The organism is Gryllotalpicola sp. CP2-P1, assembly GCF_057512245.1.
On the sequence record NZ_JBLRDT010000048.1, the window covers coordinates 1 to 15,985 of the forward strand.

At 69.5% G+C, this 15,985-nt stretch carries 19 protein-coding genes; 15 read left to right on the top strand and 4 right to left on the bottom strand.

Annotated elements, in window-relative coordinates:
• Positions 1 to 587, top strand: a 587-nt coding sequence (locus ACM2XV_RS05835; protein WP_487026247.1) for a M16 family metallopeptidase, incomplete at its 5' end; no start/stop codon positions are given.
• Positions 584 to 1,186, top strand: a complete 603-nt coding sequence (locus ACM2XV_RS05840) for a histidine phosphatase family protein (RefSeq protein WP_344773061.1) — start codon at positions 584 to 586, stop codon at positions 1,184 to 1,186. The genes ACM2XV_RS05835 and ACM2XV_RS05840, both read left to right, overlap by 4 nt.
• Before the next feature lie 4 nt (positions 1,187 to 1,190).
• Here ACM2XV_RS05840 and ACM2XV_RS05845 read toward each other — a convergent pair whose 3' ends face one another.
• A complete protein-coding gene (locus ACM2XV_RS05845) occupies positions 1,191 to 1,670 on the bottom strand; it encodes a GNAT family N-acetyltransferase (protein ID WP_344773059.1) in 480 nt (159 codons plus the stop codon).
• A gap of 25 nt (positions 1,671 to 1,695) precedes the next feature.
• On the opposite strand from ACM2XV_RS05845, the gene dapB reads away from it, so the two are divergent.
• From dapB to ACM2XV_RS05860, 3 genes are read left to right on the top strand one after another with little or no spacing between them, the layout of a single operon-like run.
• Positions 1,696 to 2,460, top strand: coding sequence for a 4-hydroxy-tetrahydrodipicolinate reductase (gene dapB / locus ACM2XV_RS05850; protein WP_344773057.1), 765 nt, complete (start codon positions 1,696 to 1,698; stop codon positions 2,458 to 2,460).
• Positions 2,457 to 2,906: a hypothetical protein gene (locus ACM2XV_RS05855; protein WP_344773055.1), complete on the top strand. Its 450-nt coding sequence runs from the start codon at positions 2,457 to 2,459 to the stop codon at positions 2,904 to 2,906. The genes dapB and ACM2XV_RS05855 overlap by 4 nt, the downstream gene beginning before the upstream one ends.
• Positions 2,907 to 2,916: 10 nt before the next feature.
• Positions 2,917 to 3,453, top strand: a complete 537-nt coding sequence (locus ACM2XV_RS05860; protein ID WP_487026248.1) for an adenine phosphoribosyltransferase — start codon at positions 2,917 to 2,919, stop codon at positions 3,451 to 3,453.
• A gap of 18 nt (positions 3,454 to 3,471) precedes the next feature.
• Here the strand turns inward: ACM2XV_RS05860 and ACM2XV_RS05865 are convergent, their stop codons facing one another.
• The 3 genes from ACM2XV_RS05865 to ACM2XV_RS05875 all read right to left on the bottom strand — a co-directional run bounded on the left by ACM2XV_RS05865 (position 3,472) and on the right by ACM2XV_RS05875 (position 4,906).
• Positions 3,472 to 3,900 (bottom strand): OsmC family protein, encoded by a 429-nt coding sequence (locus tag ACM2XV_RS05865; protein ID WP_487026249.1) that lies wholly within the window; start codon positions 3,898 to 3,900, stop codon positions 3,472 to 3,474.
• Positions 3,901 to 3,972: 72 nt separating this feature from the next.
• Positions 3,973 to 4,461: a DUF4395 domain-containing protein gene (locus ACM2XV_RS05870; RefSeq protein WP_344773046.1), complete on the bottom strand. Its 489-nt coding sequence runs from the start codon at positions 4,459 to 4,461 to the stop codon at positions 3,973 to 3,975.
• Complete coding sequence (locus ACM2XV_RS05875) at positions 4,448 to 4,906, bottom strand: TlpA family protein disulfide reductase (protein ID WP_487026250.1); 459 nt, start codon at positions 4,904 to 4,906, stop codon at positions 4,448 to 4,450. The genes ACM2XV_RS05870 and ACM2XV_RS05875 overlap by 14 nt, the downstream gene beginning before the upstream one ends.
• A gap of 96 nt (positions 4,907 to 5,002) precedes the next feature.
• Between ACM2XV_RS05875 and dapA the strand changes: the two genes are divergently transcribed.
• The 10 genes from dapA to miaB form a co-directional block, all read left to right on the top strand.
• A complete protein-coding gene (dapA, locus tag ACM2XV_RS05880) occupies positions 5,003 to 5,980 on the top strand; it encodes a 4-hydroxy-tetrahydrodipicolinate synthase (RefSeq protein WP_487026251.1) in 978 nt (325 codons plus the stop codon).
• 44 nt (positions 5,981 to 6,024) lie between these two features.
• On the top strand, positions 6,025 to 7,701 hold the full coding sequence (locus ACM2XV_RS05885) for a ribonuclease J (protein ID WP_487026252.1): 1,677 nt from the start codon (positions 6,025 to 6,027) through the stop codon (positions 7,699 to 7,701).
• 60 nt (positions 7,702 to 7,761) lie between these two features.
• Positions 7,762 to 10,581 carry an FtsK/SpoIIIE family DNA translocase gene (locus ACM2XV_RS05890; RefSeq protein ID WP_487026253.1) on the top strand — a complete coding sequence of 940 codons (2,820 nt, stop codon included), beginning with the start codon at positions 7,762 to 7,764 and terminating at the stop codon, positions 10,579 to 10,581.
• Between the two features lie 28 nt (positions 10,582 to 10,609).
• Positions 10,610 to 11,206: a CDP-diacylglycerol--glycerol-3-phosphate 3-phosphatidyltransferase gene (gene pgsA / locus ACM2XV_RS05895; RefSeq protein ID WP_344773036.1), complete on the top strand. Its 597-nt coding sequence runs from the start codon at positions 10,610 to 10,612 to the stop codon at positions 11,204 to 11,206.
• Positions 11,199 to 11,708 (top strand): CinA family protein, encoded by a 510-nt coding sequence (locus tag ACM2XV_RS05900; RefSeq protein ID WP_487026254.1) that lies wholly within the window; start codon positions 11,199 to 11,201, stop codon positions 11,706 to 11,708. Before pgsA ends, ACM2XV_RS05900 begins: the two co-directional genes overlap by 8 nt.
• A gap of 145 nt (positions 11,709 to 11,853) precedes the next feature.
• Entirely contained in the window at positions 11,854 to 12,168 is a 315-nt protein-coding gene (locus tag ACM2XV_RS05905; protein ID WP_344773032.1) for a helix-turn-helix domain-containing protein, read from the top strand.
• 69 nt (positions 12,169 to 12,237) lie between these two features.
• Entirely contained in the window at positions 12,238 to 12,471 is a 234-nt protein-coding gene (locus tag ACM2XV_RS05910) for a DUF3046 domain-containing protein (protein ID WP_344773030.1), read from the top strand.
• Between the two features lie 202 nt (positions 12,472 to 12,673).
• The gene (recA, locus tag ACM2XV_RS05915) at positions 12,674 to 13,741 is read left to right on the top strand and encodes a recombinase RecA (protein WP_344773028.1); all 1,068 of its coding nucleotides are present in this window, start codon (positions 12,674 to 12,676) and stop codon (positions 13,739 to 13,741) included.
• Positions 13,742 to 13,756: 15 nt separating this feature from the next.
• Positions 13,757 to 14,464 carry a regulatory protein RecX gene (locus tag ACM2XV_RS05920; RefSeq protein WP_344773026.1) on the top strand — a complete coding sequence of 236 codons (708 nt, stop codon included), beginning with the start codon at positions 13,757 to 13,759 and terminating at the stop codon, positions 14,462 to 14,464.
• A 166-nt stretch (positions 14,465 to 14,630) separates the two neighbouring features.
• Positions 14,631 to 15,985 (top strand): tRNA (N6-isopentenyl adenosine(37)-C2)-methylthiotransferase MiaB (gene miaB, locus ACM2XV_RS05925; RefSeq protein WP_487026255.1); only part of this gene is annotated, 1,355 nt, incomplete at its 3' end.

Below are 15,985 nucleotides of genomic sequence, written 5' to 3' on the forward strand. Positions count from 1 at the left end.
ACCGACCGGCTGTGGTGACGATCCAGCGCCCCGTCGAGCAGGTGAATCTGTTCCTCGGCGTGCCCGGGCTCGTCGCGACCGACGAGCGGCGCACGGCCCTCGCCGTTCTCAACTCGGTGCTGGGCGGCGGCATGTCGAGCCGGCTCTTCCAGGAGATCCGCGAGAAGCGCGGGCTCGCCTACTCCGTGTACTCGTTCGCAGCGGGATTCGCCGACGCCGGACTGTTCGGCGTTTACGCCGGCTGCGCCCCGCACAAGGCGCCGCAGGTCGTTGAGCTCGCCCGCGACGAGCTCGCGCGCATCGCCGAGTACGGCATCACGGGCGAGGAGCTGCGCCGCGCCGTCGGCCAGCTCTCGGGCGGCAGCGCGCTCGCGCTCGAGGACTCCGACACGCGCATGACCCGGCTCGGCCGCGCCGAGATCACGATGGGCGAGTTCGCCGATCTCGACGAGACCCTGCGCCGCCTCGCGCTGGTCAGCGCCGCCGACGTTCAGGCTCTCGCGGCGGAATTCGCCGCCGTAACGCCGACGCTCGCCGCGGTCGGTGATGTGGCTGCCGACGACTTCGCGGGGGTGGGGCTGCGATGACGCATTATCTGTACCTCGTCCGACACGGCGAGCAGCAGGACGCCGAGCACGGCATGCAGGACGGCCCGCTGTCGCCACGTGGCATTCGCCAGGTCCGGATGCTGGCTGATCGCCTCGGGGGAGTGCCGTTCACCGGCGCCTACCACTCGCCCCTGACGCGCGGAGAGCAGACGGCCCGAGTCCTCGCTGAGCGACTGCCCGCCATCGAGCCCGAGCCGTCCAACCTGCTCTTCGACTGCATTCCCTCTGGCCCCGAGCCCGGCACGCCGAAGTCGTTCGAACCGTTCTTCCACGGCGTCAGCGAAGCGCAGATCGAGGCGGGGCACGCGCAGATGGACGACGCCGTCGCCGAGTTCCTGTCGCCCTCCCGGGCCGAGCGTCACGACCTTCTGATCACCCACAACTTCGTGATCGCATGGTTCGTGCGCGAGGTGCTCGATGCGCCGACCTGGCGGTGGCTCGGGCTCAACGCGGCGAACGCGTCGCTCACGGTCATCCGCCATCGCCCCGCGAAGAAGCCCGAGCTGCTCGTCTTCAACGACCTCGGCCACCTGCCCGCCGAGTTGCGCACGGGTCTGCCCGAGCCGCTGCCGTTCTGAGCGGTCAGCCGAGGTCCTTCCGGAACCACGTCGTCGCGTTGCCGTTGTCGTTGTACGCGGGGATCGAGACGTAGCCGCTCGACGTGTAGAGCCGGTTCGCGGCCACGAGGCTCGCGTTCGTGTCGAGCACGACCGTCGTGGCGCCGCTGCGCGCTGCGCGGTGTTCCAGCTCGGCGAGCAGGGCACGCCCGGTGCCGCGCCCCCGCCCGGCATCCCGCACCCACAGGTGCTTCACCTCCCACACGACGCGAGGGCTGCCGAGCACGTCGTCGGCGAGCCGGCGGATGCCGCCGCAGCCGATCGCCCGCCCGTCGTCGTCGAGCGCCAGCACGAACTCGCCGAGCGGCGGAGTGAACACGGCCGGGTCGGGGAGCTTCACGACGTAGCCGTCGGCGACGGGGAAGGTTGCGGAGCGGTACTCGAAGTACTCCGTAAGGAGCTCCTGGGCGCGCGCATCGGTCACGGGCACGGATTCGAAGGGCATGGCACCCAACACTAAACTCGACGACATGACGATCCGCGTGGCCGTGGTCGGCGCGACCGGCAAGCTGGGCTCGGCGGCGACCGCTCTTCTCGAGCGCACGGACGGTTTCGAGGTGGTCGCGCGGCTCGGCTCGACGAGCGAGCTCGCCGAGATGCTGGGCGCGGGGGATGCCGCGAGCGATGTCGTCCTCGACGTGACACTGCCCCAGGTGAGCCCGACCGTGGTCGAGTACGCGGTCACGCACGGGCGCAACGTCGTCGTGGGCACGTCCGGCTGGTCGGCCGAGCGGCTCGCGGGCCTCACCACGCTGCTCGCGCGGCACCCCGAGCGGGGCGTCGTCGTGATCCCGAACTTCTCTCTCGGCAGCGCCCTGGGCACCGCCTTCGCGGCGGCGGCGAGCCGCTTCTTCGACGCGATCGAGATCGTCGAGACGCACGGCGCCGGGAAGGTCGACTCCCCGTCGGGAACCGCTGTGCGCACGGCCGAGCTGATCCAGGCGGCGCGCGGCGATCTCGGCCCCGTCTCCGCCCCGCACATCGACCAGCGCGCCCGCGGTCAGCAGGTGGGCAGCGTGCCGATCCACAGCCTGCGCCTGCCGGGCGTCTCCGCCCGGCAGGAGGTCACCTTCGGCGCCGAAGGCGAGACCCTCGTGATCAGCCACAACGTCATCGGGGCGAGCGCGTACTCCGCGGGCATCCTGCTCGCGCTGCGGGCGGCGGCGGAGCGCACCGGGCTGACGGTCGGCCTCGACGCCCTGGTCGACCTCGGCATCGCCCCCGGCGAGCGATGAGGAATCGGCTCGCCGCGCTGTTCATGGCGCTGCTGTTGCTGCTCTACATCGTGATCGCGGGGCAGCGCGCGGTTCTGCTCTTCGAGGCGGGCACCGTGCTGGGCGTCGTCGCCGGCTGTGCGCTGATCGTGTTCCCGCTGATCGCGATCTGGGCGCTCGGGCGTGAGCTGTGGTTCGGATTCCAGACCGAGAAGCTCGTGAAGCTGCTCGCGGCAGAGGGCGGCCTTCCCGTCGAGAGTGCCGTCACGGCATCCGGCCGTCCCGTGCGCGCCGTCGCCGACGAGGAGTTCCCGCGTTACAAGGCCGAGGTGGAGGCCGAGCCGGGCAGCTGGCGTGCGTGGTTCCGGCTGGGGCTCGCCTATGACGCGTCCGGCGACCGGCGGCGGGCCCGGTGGGCTCTGCGCGAAGCCATCAGACTGTCCCGCTCGGCTCCCGCGAAACCGTAGGCTTCTTCAGGTGACCTCTTCCCCTGAAGCAGCGCTCGTCGACGGCCTGATCGAGGCGATTCCCGATTTCCCCGAGCCCGGTATCGTGTTCCGCGATCTGACCCCCGTCTTCGCGGACGGCCCGGCGCTCAAGGCGCTCGCCACGGCGGTCACCGCACCCTTCGAGGGGCGGTTCGACTCGATCGGCGGGCTCGAGGCGCGCGGATTCCTGATCGCAGGCGCCGCCTCCATCGTGTCCGGCGCCGGCGTGCTGAGCGTGCGCAAGGCGGGCAAGCTGCCGCGCGCGGTCCTCAGCCAGGAGTACACGCTCGAGTACGGCACGGCCGCCCTCGAGGTGCACGTCGACCAGCTGCCGAGGGGCAGCCGCGTGCTGATCGTCGACGACGTCCTCGCGACGGGCGGCACGGCCCTCGCCGCGGTGAACCTCATCGAGCGCGCGGGCTGGCACGTGGCCGGCTTCGGCGCGGCCCTCGAGCTCGACGGCCTCGGCGGCCGTGCAAAGCTCGAGGCCCGCGGCGTCGAGACCTTCTCGCTGCTCTGCTACTGACCCAGTGACTCGGTACGGCTAGGCGAGCGTCGCCTCGAGGGTGATGGGCACCCCCGCGAGCGCCTTCGAGACGGGGCATCCGGCCTTCGCCGCCTGCGCGATCTGCTGGAACTCGTCCTCCGAGATGCCGGGCACCTCGGCATCGACCACGAGGTGGCTGCCGGTGATGCCGCCCTGCGAGATGTCGAAGGTCACGGCGGCCCTGGCCGACACGCGGGTGGCGGTGTGACCCGCGGTGGCGAGCTCGTTCGAGAACGCCATCGCGAAGCAGCCGGCGTGGGCGGCGGCGAGCAGCTCCTCGGGCGTCGAGACGCCGTTCTCGCCTTCCGACCGGGCCTTCCAGTTGTATGAGAAGGTCGCGAGCCCCAACGAGTCGAGGGTGATGCTTCCGCTGCCGCTCGGCAGATCGCCGTTCCAGACGGCCGATGCGTTGCTCGTGAGAGCCATGGTTGCCTCCTTGGTTCGTCGGCCGCGCCCGTCGTCGGGGCGGTCCCTGTTCAGCCTAGGAGCGGCAACGGGCTATGCGGCAGATCCCGTTCCGCGGCGGATGACGCCTGCGCGCACGAGCAGCAGGTACATCTGGCAGCCGAGGCAGTAGCCGAAGACGGAGTTGAGGAACGCGGCGACGAACGCAAGCGCGGCGGCGACCACCACGATGACCGGGAACCAGATTCCGAGGACGACCCCGAGGCCCGTGATGATGAGCCCGACGAGCTGGGCGAAGGTCGGGGGAGCGGGGTCCTCGAGCTCGGCCGGCGGTGCGAGCCGCGGTCGCAGCGCCGCGCGGTAGAGAGCGCCGTAGGGGTGCCGCTGCACGCCGGCGACCGCGCCCCACAGGAACAGCACCGCGATCACGACGAGCAGGATCCAGGCGGCCAGCTGCAGGCCGACGAGCCCCAGCACGATGTCGACGGCGAGCAGGACGGCGGTGATGCCGGCCGAGAAGCGCGGGCCGCGCGGGTCGATGCCCTGCGTTCCCGGCAGAGGGCGGAGGTCAGGCTGCGACACGGTCGTCTCCAGGTGTGTTCAGGATTTCGGCGAGGGATGCTTCGAGCTCGGCCGACCGCGGAGCGCCGCCGATCCGCGCCCGCACGGCTCCGCGGCCGTCGAGCAGCAGAGTCGTCGGCGTCTGCAGCACGTTGAACCGCTGCGCGAGCTCCGGGGAGTGCGTCAGGTCGACGTCGACGTGCTCGACGCCCTCCGTGCGGTCGGCGAGGCCGCCGAGCAGGCGGCGCGTCGCCGGGCAGTACGCGCAGAACTCCGTGGAGAACTGCAGCAGGGTCGCCTTCTCGCCGAAGGAGCCGTCGGCGCCGACATCCGCAGGCGTCACGATCTCTGCGTCGTCGCGTCCGCGCGTCGTGACGCGCCCGGTGCGCGCCTTCCAGACGAGGCCGACGACGGTCGTGACGGCGACGAGGCCGACGACGACGAGGACTGCTGCGAGAGGGGACATATCACCTTCAACGCTACGTTCGCCGCTGCGAGCTGGGGTGGGAGGTGACGAATCATGACGGAGTCCCACGTGGGGCGACCCGGTAACCTGAGTTGCATGTCGACGCCCGAGAACCCGTTCGGCCAGGTGCTCACCGCCCTGGTCACCCCGATGACCGCCGATGGCGAGGTCGACTGGGCCGGGTTCGAGAAGCACGTCGACGCCGTCATCGCGGGCGGCTCCGACGGCATCGTGGTCTCGGGCACGACGGGTGAGACCTCGACCCTGACGGACGCCGAGAAGCTGCGCGCGATCGAGATCGCGAAGGACGTGGCGGCGGGGCGCGCCAAGATCATCCAGGCGGGCGGCTCGAACGAGACCGCGCACGCCATCGAGCTCTACACCAAGAGCGAGAAGCTCGGCATCGACGGCGTCATGATCGTGACGCCGTACTACAACAAGCCGACCCAGGCGGGCATCCTCACGCACTTCCGCTACATCGCCGACGCGACCGACCTTCCGGTCATCCTCTACGACATCCCCGGCCGCACGGGCGTTCCCATCAAGTACGAGACCCTGCTCGCGGCCGCCAAGCACCCCAACATCGTCGCCGTCAAGGATGCCAAGGGTGACTTCGCCGAGGTGAGCCGCGTGCTCAACAACACCGAGCTGCTCTATTTCTCGGGCGACGACAGCAATGTCCTGCCGCACCTCTCCATCGGGGCCGTCGGCCTCATCGGCGTGACGGCCAACATCACGGCCCGGCCGTACCGCACGATCGTCGACGCCGTGAACCGCGGCGATCTCGCGACCGCGACCGCGCAGCACAAGAAGCTCGAGCCGCTGGTGCGCGCCGTCATGACGCACATCCCGGGCACGGTGTCGGCGAAGTACATCCTGCACGGCCTCGGCCGCATCCAGTCGCCTCGCGTGCGGCTGCCGCTCGTCGGGCCCGAAGACGCCGAGGCGGCGATCATCGAGAACGAGCTCAGCCTCGTCCGCGACGTCGAGGGCGTCGACTTCCACAACTTCCGCCCCGACCGCAATGCGGCCGCAGGGGGCGCCCTGCCCAAGGTCGCCGGCGCCACACGCTGAGCGCACCGTCGGGTCAGGCATCCGTATACAGAAGAGAAGGACCCATGGCAGAAGCCGTCTTCGACCCGCCCGCACTCGAGCCGCACACGCTGCGGGTCTTCCCGACCGGCGGCCTCGGTGAGGTCGGGCGCAACATGACGGTCTACGAGATCGACGGCAAGATCCTCATCGTCGACTGCGGCGTGCTCTTCCCCGAGCCGGACCAGCTGGGCGTCGACCTGATCCTCCCCGACTTCGGGCCGATCCGGAACCGGCTCGATGATGTCATCGGCATCGTGCTCACGCACGGGCACGAGGACCACATCGGCGCCGTGCCCTATCTGCTCAAGCTGCGCGGCGACATCCCGCTGATCGGCTCGGGTCTCACGCTCGCGCTCGTCGAGGCGAAGCTCAAAGAGCACCGCATCAAGCCCTACACGCTCCAGGTCAGAGAGGGTGACGTCGAGACGCTCGGCCCGTTCACCCTCGAGTTCATCGCGGTCAACCACTCCATTCCCGACGCATTGGCCGTCGCCGTCACGACATGGGCCGGCGTCGTGCTGCACACCGGCGACTTCAAGATGGACCAGCTGCCGCTCGATGGGCGCCTCACCGACCTGCGCGCGTTCTCGCGGCTCGGCGAGAACGGCGTCGACCTGTTCCTGCCCGACTCGACGAATGCCGATGTGCCCGGCTTCACGCCGATCGAGCGCGAGATCGGCCCCGTGCTCGCCAACGTCATCGCCAACGCGCCGCGCCGCGTCGTGGTCGCGAGCTTCTCGAGCCACGTGCACCGCGTGCAGCAGGTGCTCGACGCGGCCGCTCAGCACGGCCGCCGCGTCGCTCTGCTCGGCCGCTCCATGGTGCGCAACATGGGCATCGCCGCCGAGCTCGGCTATCTCAAGGTCCCCGACGGCGTGCTGATCGACTACAAGAAGGCCGCAGACCTCCCCGAGAACAAGATCGTCTACATGTCGACGGGTTCGCAGGGCGAGCCCATGGCGGTCCTCGCCCGCATGGCGAACCTCGATCACCAGATCGAGCTCGGCCCCGGGGACACCGTGATCCTCGCCTCGAGCCTGATCCCCGGCAACGAGAACTCGGTCTACCGGGTGATCGACGGCCTCACGAAGCTCGGCGCGACGGTCGTGCACAAGGGCAATGCCAAGGTGCACGTCTCCGGCCACGCCTCGGCCGGCGAGCTGCTGTACTGCTACAACATCCTGAAGCCGTCGTTCGTCATGCCGGTGCACGGCGAGTACCGGCATCTGGATGCCAGCGCCAAGCTCGCCCGCCAGACGGGCATCCCCGCCGAGAACACGATCCTCGCCTCGAACGGCACGGTGGTCGATCTGCACGAGGGCGTGGCGCGGGTCGTCGGCCAGCTCGACATCGGCTACGTCTACGTCGACGGGTCGAGCGTCGGCGAGATCACGGATGCCGACCTCAAGGACCGCCGGATCCTCGGCGAAGAGGGGTTCATCTCGGTCATCGTCGTCGTCGAGGCGGCGACCGGGCGCATCGTCGCGGGCCCCGAGATCCACGCCCGCGGTTTCGCCGAGGACGACGCGGTGTTCAACGACGTCAAGCCGAAGATCGCCGCCGCGCTGAAGGAGGCGGCGGGCAACGGCGTGCGCGACAACCACGCGCTCACCCAGCTCGTCAGGCGCACTGTCGGCCGCTGGGTGAACACGAGCTACCGCCGCCGCCCCATGATCGTGCCGCTGGTCATCGAGGCGTAGAGCGAGACTCTCCGGCCCCATTCCGGGGTGATGTCATAGCTTGCGGCTAGGTTCGCAATCATGGCCACGAGCACCAAGTCGTCAGCGCGCGCCCGCGGTGCGGGAGGCGGCGGCACGCGCGGTCAGTCGACCCGGCAGAAGACCGCCCCCACCAAGAAGCTCCCGGCGAACCAGACCGTCGTGATCGAGACGAGCGAGCATGCCCTGATCGCCAAGGCGTGGATGGGGCTCGCGCACCTCGTCGGCGGCGCCGCGCGCGCGCTCGGCCCTGAGACGCTCGCCAAAGAGGAGCGGCGAGACGGCCTGCCCTTCTTCCTCGTGCTGCTCGCCGTGGCGGGTGCCGGCGTCGAGTGGTTCTTCATCAACGCGTCGTGGGCGCACGCGCTCGACGCGTGGTCGTTCGGGGGGCTGCTCGGCCGCGTCGCGTTCGTGCTGCCGGTGGTGCTCTTCGTCTTCGCGGTGTGGCTGTTCCGGCATCCCTCGTCGGTGCACGACAACACCCGCATCGGCATCGGGCTCGTCCTCGCGCTGATCAGCGTGTCCGGCCTGTGCCACATCTTCAGCAACCGGCCGCAGGCCGTCGACGGAATGCCGGTGCTGGCGCACGCGGGCGGTGTCATCGGCTGGATGATCGGGGCGTCGCTCATCCACGTCACCACGCAGTACGGCGCGACGGTGATCATGATCGCGCTGCTCGCGCTCAGTCTGCTCATCATCACGAAGACGCCGCCGAATCGCATCGGGCGCCGCCTGCACGAGCTCTACGCCTACCTCTTCGGCGCGAGCCTGCCCACGGAGGAGGAGCGCGAGGCCGCGAAGGCGAGCAAGGCCGAGAAGAGCCGGCCCGTCGAACTCGACGGCACGCGCGAGGACGGCGCTGACGACGAGCCGTCGGAGGACGCCGACAAGCTGCCGTGGTGGCGCCGCAACAAGAGCGGGCGGGAAGAGGACCCCGACTTCGAGCACGACGCGAACGGCTTGACCGACGTCTTCGGCGAGGGCGAGCCTGCGAAGGGCGGCTTCTCCACCGCGCTCGAGCCCGACCCCGAGCCGAGCGGCCTCGACGTCTTCGCCGAGCTCGAGAACGCGGAAGAGGCCGTGAAGCGCTTCACGGGAGAGGTGCCGGCGGGCGCCGCCGCGCTGCGCAGCGACAACATGACCGAGGTCGTCCCCGTCGACGAGCTGCTGCCGCTCAGCGAGAGCGGAGAGGTCGCACCGGTCATCAAGCCGGCCGAGTCCGCCCGGCCCTACGTGCTGCCCTCGGCCAACACGCTGTCGGCGGGCCCCCCGCCGAAGACGCGCTCGGCCGCGAACGACGAGGTCGTCCGCGCGATCACCGAGGTGCTCGATCAGTTCGGAGTCGACGCGAAGGTCACGGGCTTCTCGCGCGGCCCGACGGTCACCCAGTACGAGATCGAGCTCGGCCCGGGCGTCAAGGTCGAGCGGGTTACCGCCCTGTCGAAGAACCTCTCGTACGCCGTCGCGTCGAACGAGGTGCGGATCCTGTCGCCGATCCCCGGGAAGAGCGCGATCGGCATCGAGATCCCCAACACCGACCGCGAGACGGTCTCGCTCGGCGACGTGCTGCGCTCCGCCGCCGCCACCAACAGCAAGCACCCGATGACGATCGGCGTCGGCAAGGACGTGGGCGGGGGCTACGTCGTCGCCAACCTCGCCAAGATGCCGCACCTGCTGGTCGCCGGCTCGACGGGCTCCGGCAAGTCGAGCTTCGTGAACTCGATGATCACCTCGCTGCTGATGCGCGCGAAGCCCTCGGAAGTGCGCATGGTGCTCATCGACCCGAAGCGCGTCGAGCTCACGATCTACGGCGGCGTGCCGCACCTGATCACCCCCATCATCACGAACCCCAAGAAGGCCGCAGAGGCGCTGCAGTGGGTCGTGAAGGAGATGGACATGCGGTACGACGACCTCGCGTCGTTCGGCTTCCGCCACATCGACGACTTCAACAAGGCCGTCGTCAACAACGAGATCGTGCTGCCCCCTGGCAGCGAGCGCCAGCTCAAGCCGTACCCGTACCTGCTGGTCGTGGTCGACGAGCTCGCCGACCTGATGATGGTGGCGCCCCGCGACGTCGAGGACTCGATCGTGCGCATCACGCAGCTGGCGCGCGCCTCGGGCATCCACCTCGTCCTCGCGACGCAGCGACCCTCGGTCGACGTGGTGACGGGCCTCATCAAGGCGAACGTGCCGTCGCGCCTCGCCTTCGCCGTGACATCGGTCACCGACTCCCGCGTCATCCTCGACCAGCCGGGCGCCGACAAGCTCATCGGCCAGGGCGACGCCCTCTTCCTGCCGATGGGCGCGGGCAAGCCGCTGCGGGTGCAGGGTGCCTGGGTGAACGAGTCCGAGATCCAGAAGGTCGTCGACCACGTCACGCGCCAGGCGCGGCCCGACTACCGCCAAGACGTCGTGCCCGTCGAGCAGAAGAAGCAGATCGACTCCGACATCGGCGATGATCTCGAGCTGCTGCTCGCCGCGGCCGAGCTCGTGGTCTCGACGCAGTTCGGGTCGACCTCGATGCTGCAGCGCAAGCTGCGCGTCGGCTTCGCGAAGGCCGGCCGCCTGATGGACCTGCTCGAGTCGCGCGAGATCGTCGGGCCCTCAGAGGGCTCGAAGGCGCGCGACGTCCTCGTCACGGCCGAGCAGCTGCCTGCAGTGCTCGCGAAGATCCGCGGCGAGGATGCGCCGGCGGCGCCTTCTGCGCCGAGTGCTGCGGCCCAGGCATCCCCGGCGGCCGACGGGGGATCCACCTCCGACGACCGCTACGGCGCCGACCCGCTCGCCGAGAACTATGACGGGCTCGAAGAGGTCGAGGCGTCGTCCGATGAGGACGCCTGGGGGCTCACCGGCCGCGACTGAGCGCCGTGTTGTTGCCTAGGCTTGGGGTGTGACCGAGCAGCCACCACGGCCCAGCAACTGGAATCTGCCCAACGCGATCACGATCGTGCGCATCTTCTTCGCGCCGGTCTTCTTCTGGATGCTCCTCGCGGATGGGGGCGCCGACGGCGCGCTGCGCTGGTGGGCGGCGGTGCTGTTCATCGTCGGCATCGCGACCGACGGCATCGACGGGCACATCGCCCGCAGCCGCGGCCTCGTGACCGAGCTCGGCAAGCTGCTCGACCCCATCGCGGACAAGGTACTGACGGGGGCCGCCCTGATCGGGTTGTCGATCATCGGCGAGCTGTGGTGGTGGGTCACGATCGTGATCCTCGTGCGCGAGGTCGGCATCACCGTGTACCGCTTCGCCGTGATCCGCGGCGGCGTCATCCCCGCGAGTCGCGGCGGCAAGCTGAAGACGGTCGCGCAGGCGATCGCCATCTCACTGGCGCTGGTGCCGCTGTGGGCGCTGCTCGGCGACTGGGTGCACTGGGTCAACTGGGTCTTCATGGGCATCGCGCTCGTGCTCACGATCGTCTCGGGGCTCGATTACGCGTGGAATGCGGTCAAGCTGCACCGCCAGCAGGGGGAGGGGACGGATGCCTGACGCGCAGGCTGCTGCAGGGGTCGATCAGACCGCGGCGCTCATCGCGACGCTCGCGGCGCGCGGGCTCACCGTCGCGGTCGCCGAGTCGCTCACGGGGGGTCAGCTGACGGGCGAGCTCACGCGCCCGGCGGGCGCCTCCGCGGTCGTCAACGGGGGAGTGGTCGTGTACGCGACCGAGCTCAAGCACAGCGTCGTCGGGGTCGACGAGACCCTGCTCAGCGAGCACGGGCCGGTGCATCCCGACGTCGCGCGGCAGCTCGCCGAGCGCGTGCGCGTCGTGCTCGCTGTCGACGGCAAGGCAGCCGACATCGGCGTCTCGACGACGGGTGTCGCCGGCCCCGATGCGCAGGGCGGGCAGCCGGTGGGCACCGTCTTCGTCGGTCTCGCCATCGGGCCCGAGACGCGGGTCGAGGCTCTTCAGCTGGGCGGCGACCGGGCGGGAATCCGCGCCGAGACGGTCGCCGCGGCGGTGCGCAGCCTCGTTGCGGCGCTCGCGGAATAGCCGCCGTTTCGCTCACGTTACTTTTCATACGATTAGCCAGCGGATTGCAGGGAACGTGAACTACAGTGCAACGCAAGAAGCGCTCCGGTCGGGCGCTTCCACCCACGGCCGAATGGTCGGCCGACCGATCAAGAAGGGGGCGCCCATGATCCTGGTACGTCAGGAGATCGGTGACGTTCTTCGGGACTTCCGTCTTCAGAAGGGCCGCACTCTGCGCCAGGTCGCCAGCAAGGCGAGTGTCGCCCTCGGTTACCTCAGCGAGGTCGAGCGCGGCCAGAAGGAGGCGTCGAGCGAGATCCTCGCGTCCGTCGCCGAAGCGCTCGACACCCCGATCTCGGTCATCATGCGCGAGGTCGGCGACCGCCTGGCCGTGCTCGAGGGCATCGAGTCGATGGTGCCCGACGCTCTGCCCGACGACTTCGGTGCGGGCCTCGACGGCGAGCTGGTCAGCCAGCGCTGATCTCATCATCTTCGTTGCGGATGCCCCGGGCTTCGGCCCGGGGCATCCGTCTGTCTACCCTGGAGAGCGATGCGACTGAGTGAATTCAACCGGGCCGTCGAGAACGAGTTCGGCGCGGCGTACGGCGGCCAGCTCGTGCGCGAGCTCGTCATCGTCGAGCTCGGGTCACGCACGGTCGAGCAGGCCCTCGCAGCCGGCGTGCCGCCTCGAGACGCGTGGTTCGCGCTCTGCGAGGCGATGGACGTGCCGATGGCCCGCCGCCACGGCGCAGGGCTCGTCGATCCGGCCAAGCGCACGGGCTGATACGAAATTCGCTCCGTGACACGCCGTGTCGATGTCGAACACGGATTCGACCGTTGCTATCGTGTGTTCAGCGCCGACTTGGTCAGCACAGGCCGAGGCGGTGCCGAGTTTCACACCGATGCGCGTGCACGGACGGCCGATGTCGGACGCTGCGCGTACTGTCGCAGACGACACCGCAGCTGTCCTTTTTGAAGGGAACGAAATGCCTACTCCAGCCGATCGCGAGAAAGCGCTCGAAACCGCGCTCGCCCAGATCGATCGCCAGTTCGGCAAGGGCTCCGTCATGCGCCTCGGAAGCGATGAGCGCGCCCCCGTCGAGGTCGTCCCCACCGGCTCCATCGCCCTCGATGTGGCGCTCGGCATCGGCGGCCTGCCTCGTGGCCGCATCATCGAGATCTACGGCCCCGAGTCGTCGGGTAAGACGACCCTCACGCTGCACGCGATCGCCAACGCGCAGAAGAACGGCGGCATCGCGGCGTTCATCGACGCCGAGCACGCGCTCGACCCCGAATACGCGAAGAAGCTCGGCGTCGACATCGACTCGCTGCTCGTGTCGCAGCCCGACACCGGTGAGCAGGCCCTCGAGATCGCCGACATGCTGGTGCGCTCCGGGTCCATCGACCTGATCGTGATCGACTCGGTGGCCGCGCTTGTGCCGCGCGCCGAGATCGAGGGTGAGATGGGCGACTCGCACGTCGGGCTTCAGGCGCGCCTCATGTCGCAGGCACTGCGCAAGCTCACGGGTGCGCTCAACCAGACCAACACCACGATGATCTTCATCAACCAGCTGCGCGAGAAGGTCGGCGTCTTCTTCGGCAGCCCCGAGACGACCTCCGGCGGCAAGGCGCTCAAGTTCTACGCCTCCGTCCGCCTCGACATCCGCCGTATCGAGACTCTGAAAGACGGCGCCGACGCGGTCGGCAACCGCACGCGCGTCAAGGTCGTCAAGAACAAGATGGCGCCGCCCTTCAAGCAGGCCGAGTTCGACATCCTCTACGGTGTCGGCATCTCGCGCGAGGGCAGCCTGCTCGACTTCGGTGTTGAGCACGGCATCGTGAAGAAGTCCGGCGCCTGGTACACCTACGAGGGCGATCAGCTCGGCCAGGGCAAAGAGAACTCGCGCAACTTCCTGATCCAGCACGCCGAAGTCGCCGCCGAGATCGAGCAGAAGATCCTGGTCAAGCTCGGTGTCGTGAAGGACCCGAACGCGGTGGCCGAGATCCCCGAAGCCGAGAACGTGGCGAAGCTGCCGCAGCGCAAGGGCGCCTAGCAGGCGGCGTCGACCATGGTCGTCCGGTTCTTCCCGTCCGAGAACGAGCGCTCAGGCGATTCCGGTCGTGAGCGCCGCAACGGGGCACCGCGTGTGCCACGGCGCCCGGCAGGCGAGGCAGAGATCGCCTACCTGCCGGGGGCCGCGCCGAGCGAGCGCGCCCAGGCGGCCGTGGCTGCAGTCCGGTCAGTGGCCGAGGCCGACGCGGCTGCCGCGGCCGGCCATGGCGACGAGCGCGCCCTCGAGAAGAGTCGCGAGAAGGCGGGCAGGCGGGCGGCCAACGTCTCGCTGCACCAGCTCGCCCGTCGTGGCATGTCCCGCTGGGAACTCGAGCAGGTGCTGCGCAAGCGCGAGGTCGATGAGGCCGCCGCGGCTGCCGAGCTCGACCGGCTCGAGAGCGTGGGTCTGCTCGACGACGCCGCTCTGGCCGTCTCGCTCGTGTACGCGGCCCGTGCCCGCAAGGGGCAGGGGCGTCAGGCGATCGAGAGCGAGTTGCGGCGGCGGCACATCGGTGAGAGCGCCATCGAGACGGCACTGGCCGATTACGACCAGGAGGACGAGCTCGAGCGTGCGACCGAGGTCGCATTGAAGCGCGTCACGCAACTGCGTGAGCTCGACGACCAGACTGCCAAGCGGCGCCTGTGGGGCTATCTGCAGCGTCGTGGCTACTCCGGCGATGTGATCGGCATCGCGGTCGGTGACGCGATGGCCACGCGGCGCTGACGCGCCCTGGTTCCGACGCGCGGCGCATCAGTCGGCGCGTGTTGAGCTCGACGCTGGGCGGCGGCGCTCACATCGCCCGCGCAAAACGTAGACTTGACGAACCATGAGCACCGTCACCCCCAGCCGTGAGGCGGGTCGGCCGAGTGAGGCGCCGACCGTGATCGCAATGTCCGACGCCGCTGTCGACGAAGCGGGGCGTCGACGCACCTACGAAGTGCGCACCTACGGGTGCCAGATGAACGTGCACGACTCCGAGCGCCTCGCCGGCTCACTCGAGGCGGCGGGCTATGTTCCGGCGGCCGGCGAAGAGGCCGACATCGTCGTCATCAACACCTGCGCCGTGCGCGAGAACGCCGACAACAAGCTCTACGGGAACCTGGGTCACCTCGCATCCGTCAAGCGCCGTCACGCCGGTATGCAGATCGCCGTCGGTGGCTGCCTCGCCCAGAAGGACAAGAACGTCATCCTCGAGAAGGCGCCCTGGGTCGACGTCGTCTTCGGCACGCACAACATGGGGGCGCTGCCCAGCCTGCTCGAGCGGGCCCGGCACAACGACGCCGCAGAGATCGAGATCCTCGAAGCGCTCGAGACGTTCCCGTCCACGCTGCCGACGAAGCGCGACTCGAGCTACAGCGGCTGGGTGTCGATCTCGGTCGGCTGCAACAACACCTGCACGTTCTGCATCGTGCCGTCTCTGCGTGGGAAGGAACGCGACCGTCGCCCCGGCGAGATCCTCGCCGAGATCCAGTCGCTCGTCGACCAGGGCGCGGTCGAGGTCACGCTGCTCGGTCAGAACGTGAACTCCTACGGCGTCGAGTTCGGCGACCGTCAGGCGTTCGGCAAGCTGCTGCGTGCTGCCGGGCAGATCGAGGGGCTCGAGCGAGTGCGTTTCACGAGCCCGCACCCGGCTGCCTTCACCGACGACGTCATCGACGCCATGGCCGAGACCCCGAATGTGATGCCGCAGCTCCACATGCCGCTGCAGTCCGGCTCCGACCGTGTCCTGCGCGCAATGCGCCGGTCCTACCGGTCCGAGAAGTTCCTCGGCATCCTCGACCGGGTGCGCGCCAAGATCCCGCACGCCGCCATCTCCACCGACATCATCGTCGGCTTCCCCGGCGAGACCGAAGAGGACTTCCAAGAGACCTTGCGCGTCGTCGAGCAGGCGCGTTTCGCGTCGGCGTTCACCTTCCAGTATTCGATTCGCCCGGGTACCCCGGCCGCGACCATGGCCGCCCAGGTGCCGAAGGCCGTCGTGCAGGACCGCTACGACCGACTGGTCGCCCTGCAAGAGCGCATCTCTTTGGAGGAGAACCAGAAGCAGCTCGGTCGCACGGTCGAGGTGCTCGTCTCCACGGGCGAGGGCAAGAAGGACGGCGAGACGCACCGCATGAGCGGCCGCGCCGAAGACAGCCGGCTCGTGCACTTCGAGGTTCCGGCGGGCTCGCCGACGCCGCGCCCCGGCGACGTGGTGACGGTCGAGATCACGCACGCCGCACCGTTCCATCTGCTGGCCGATGC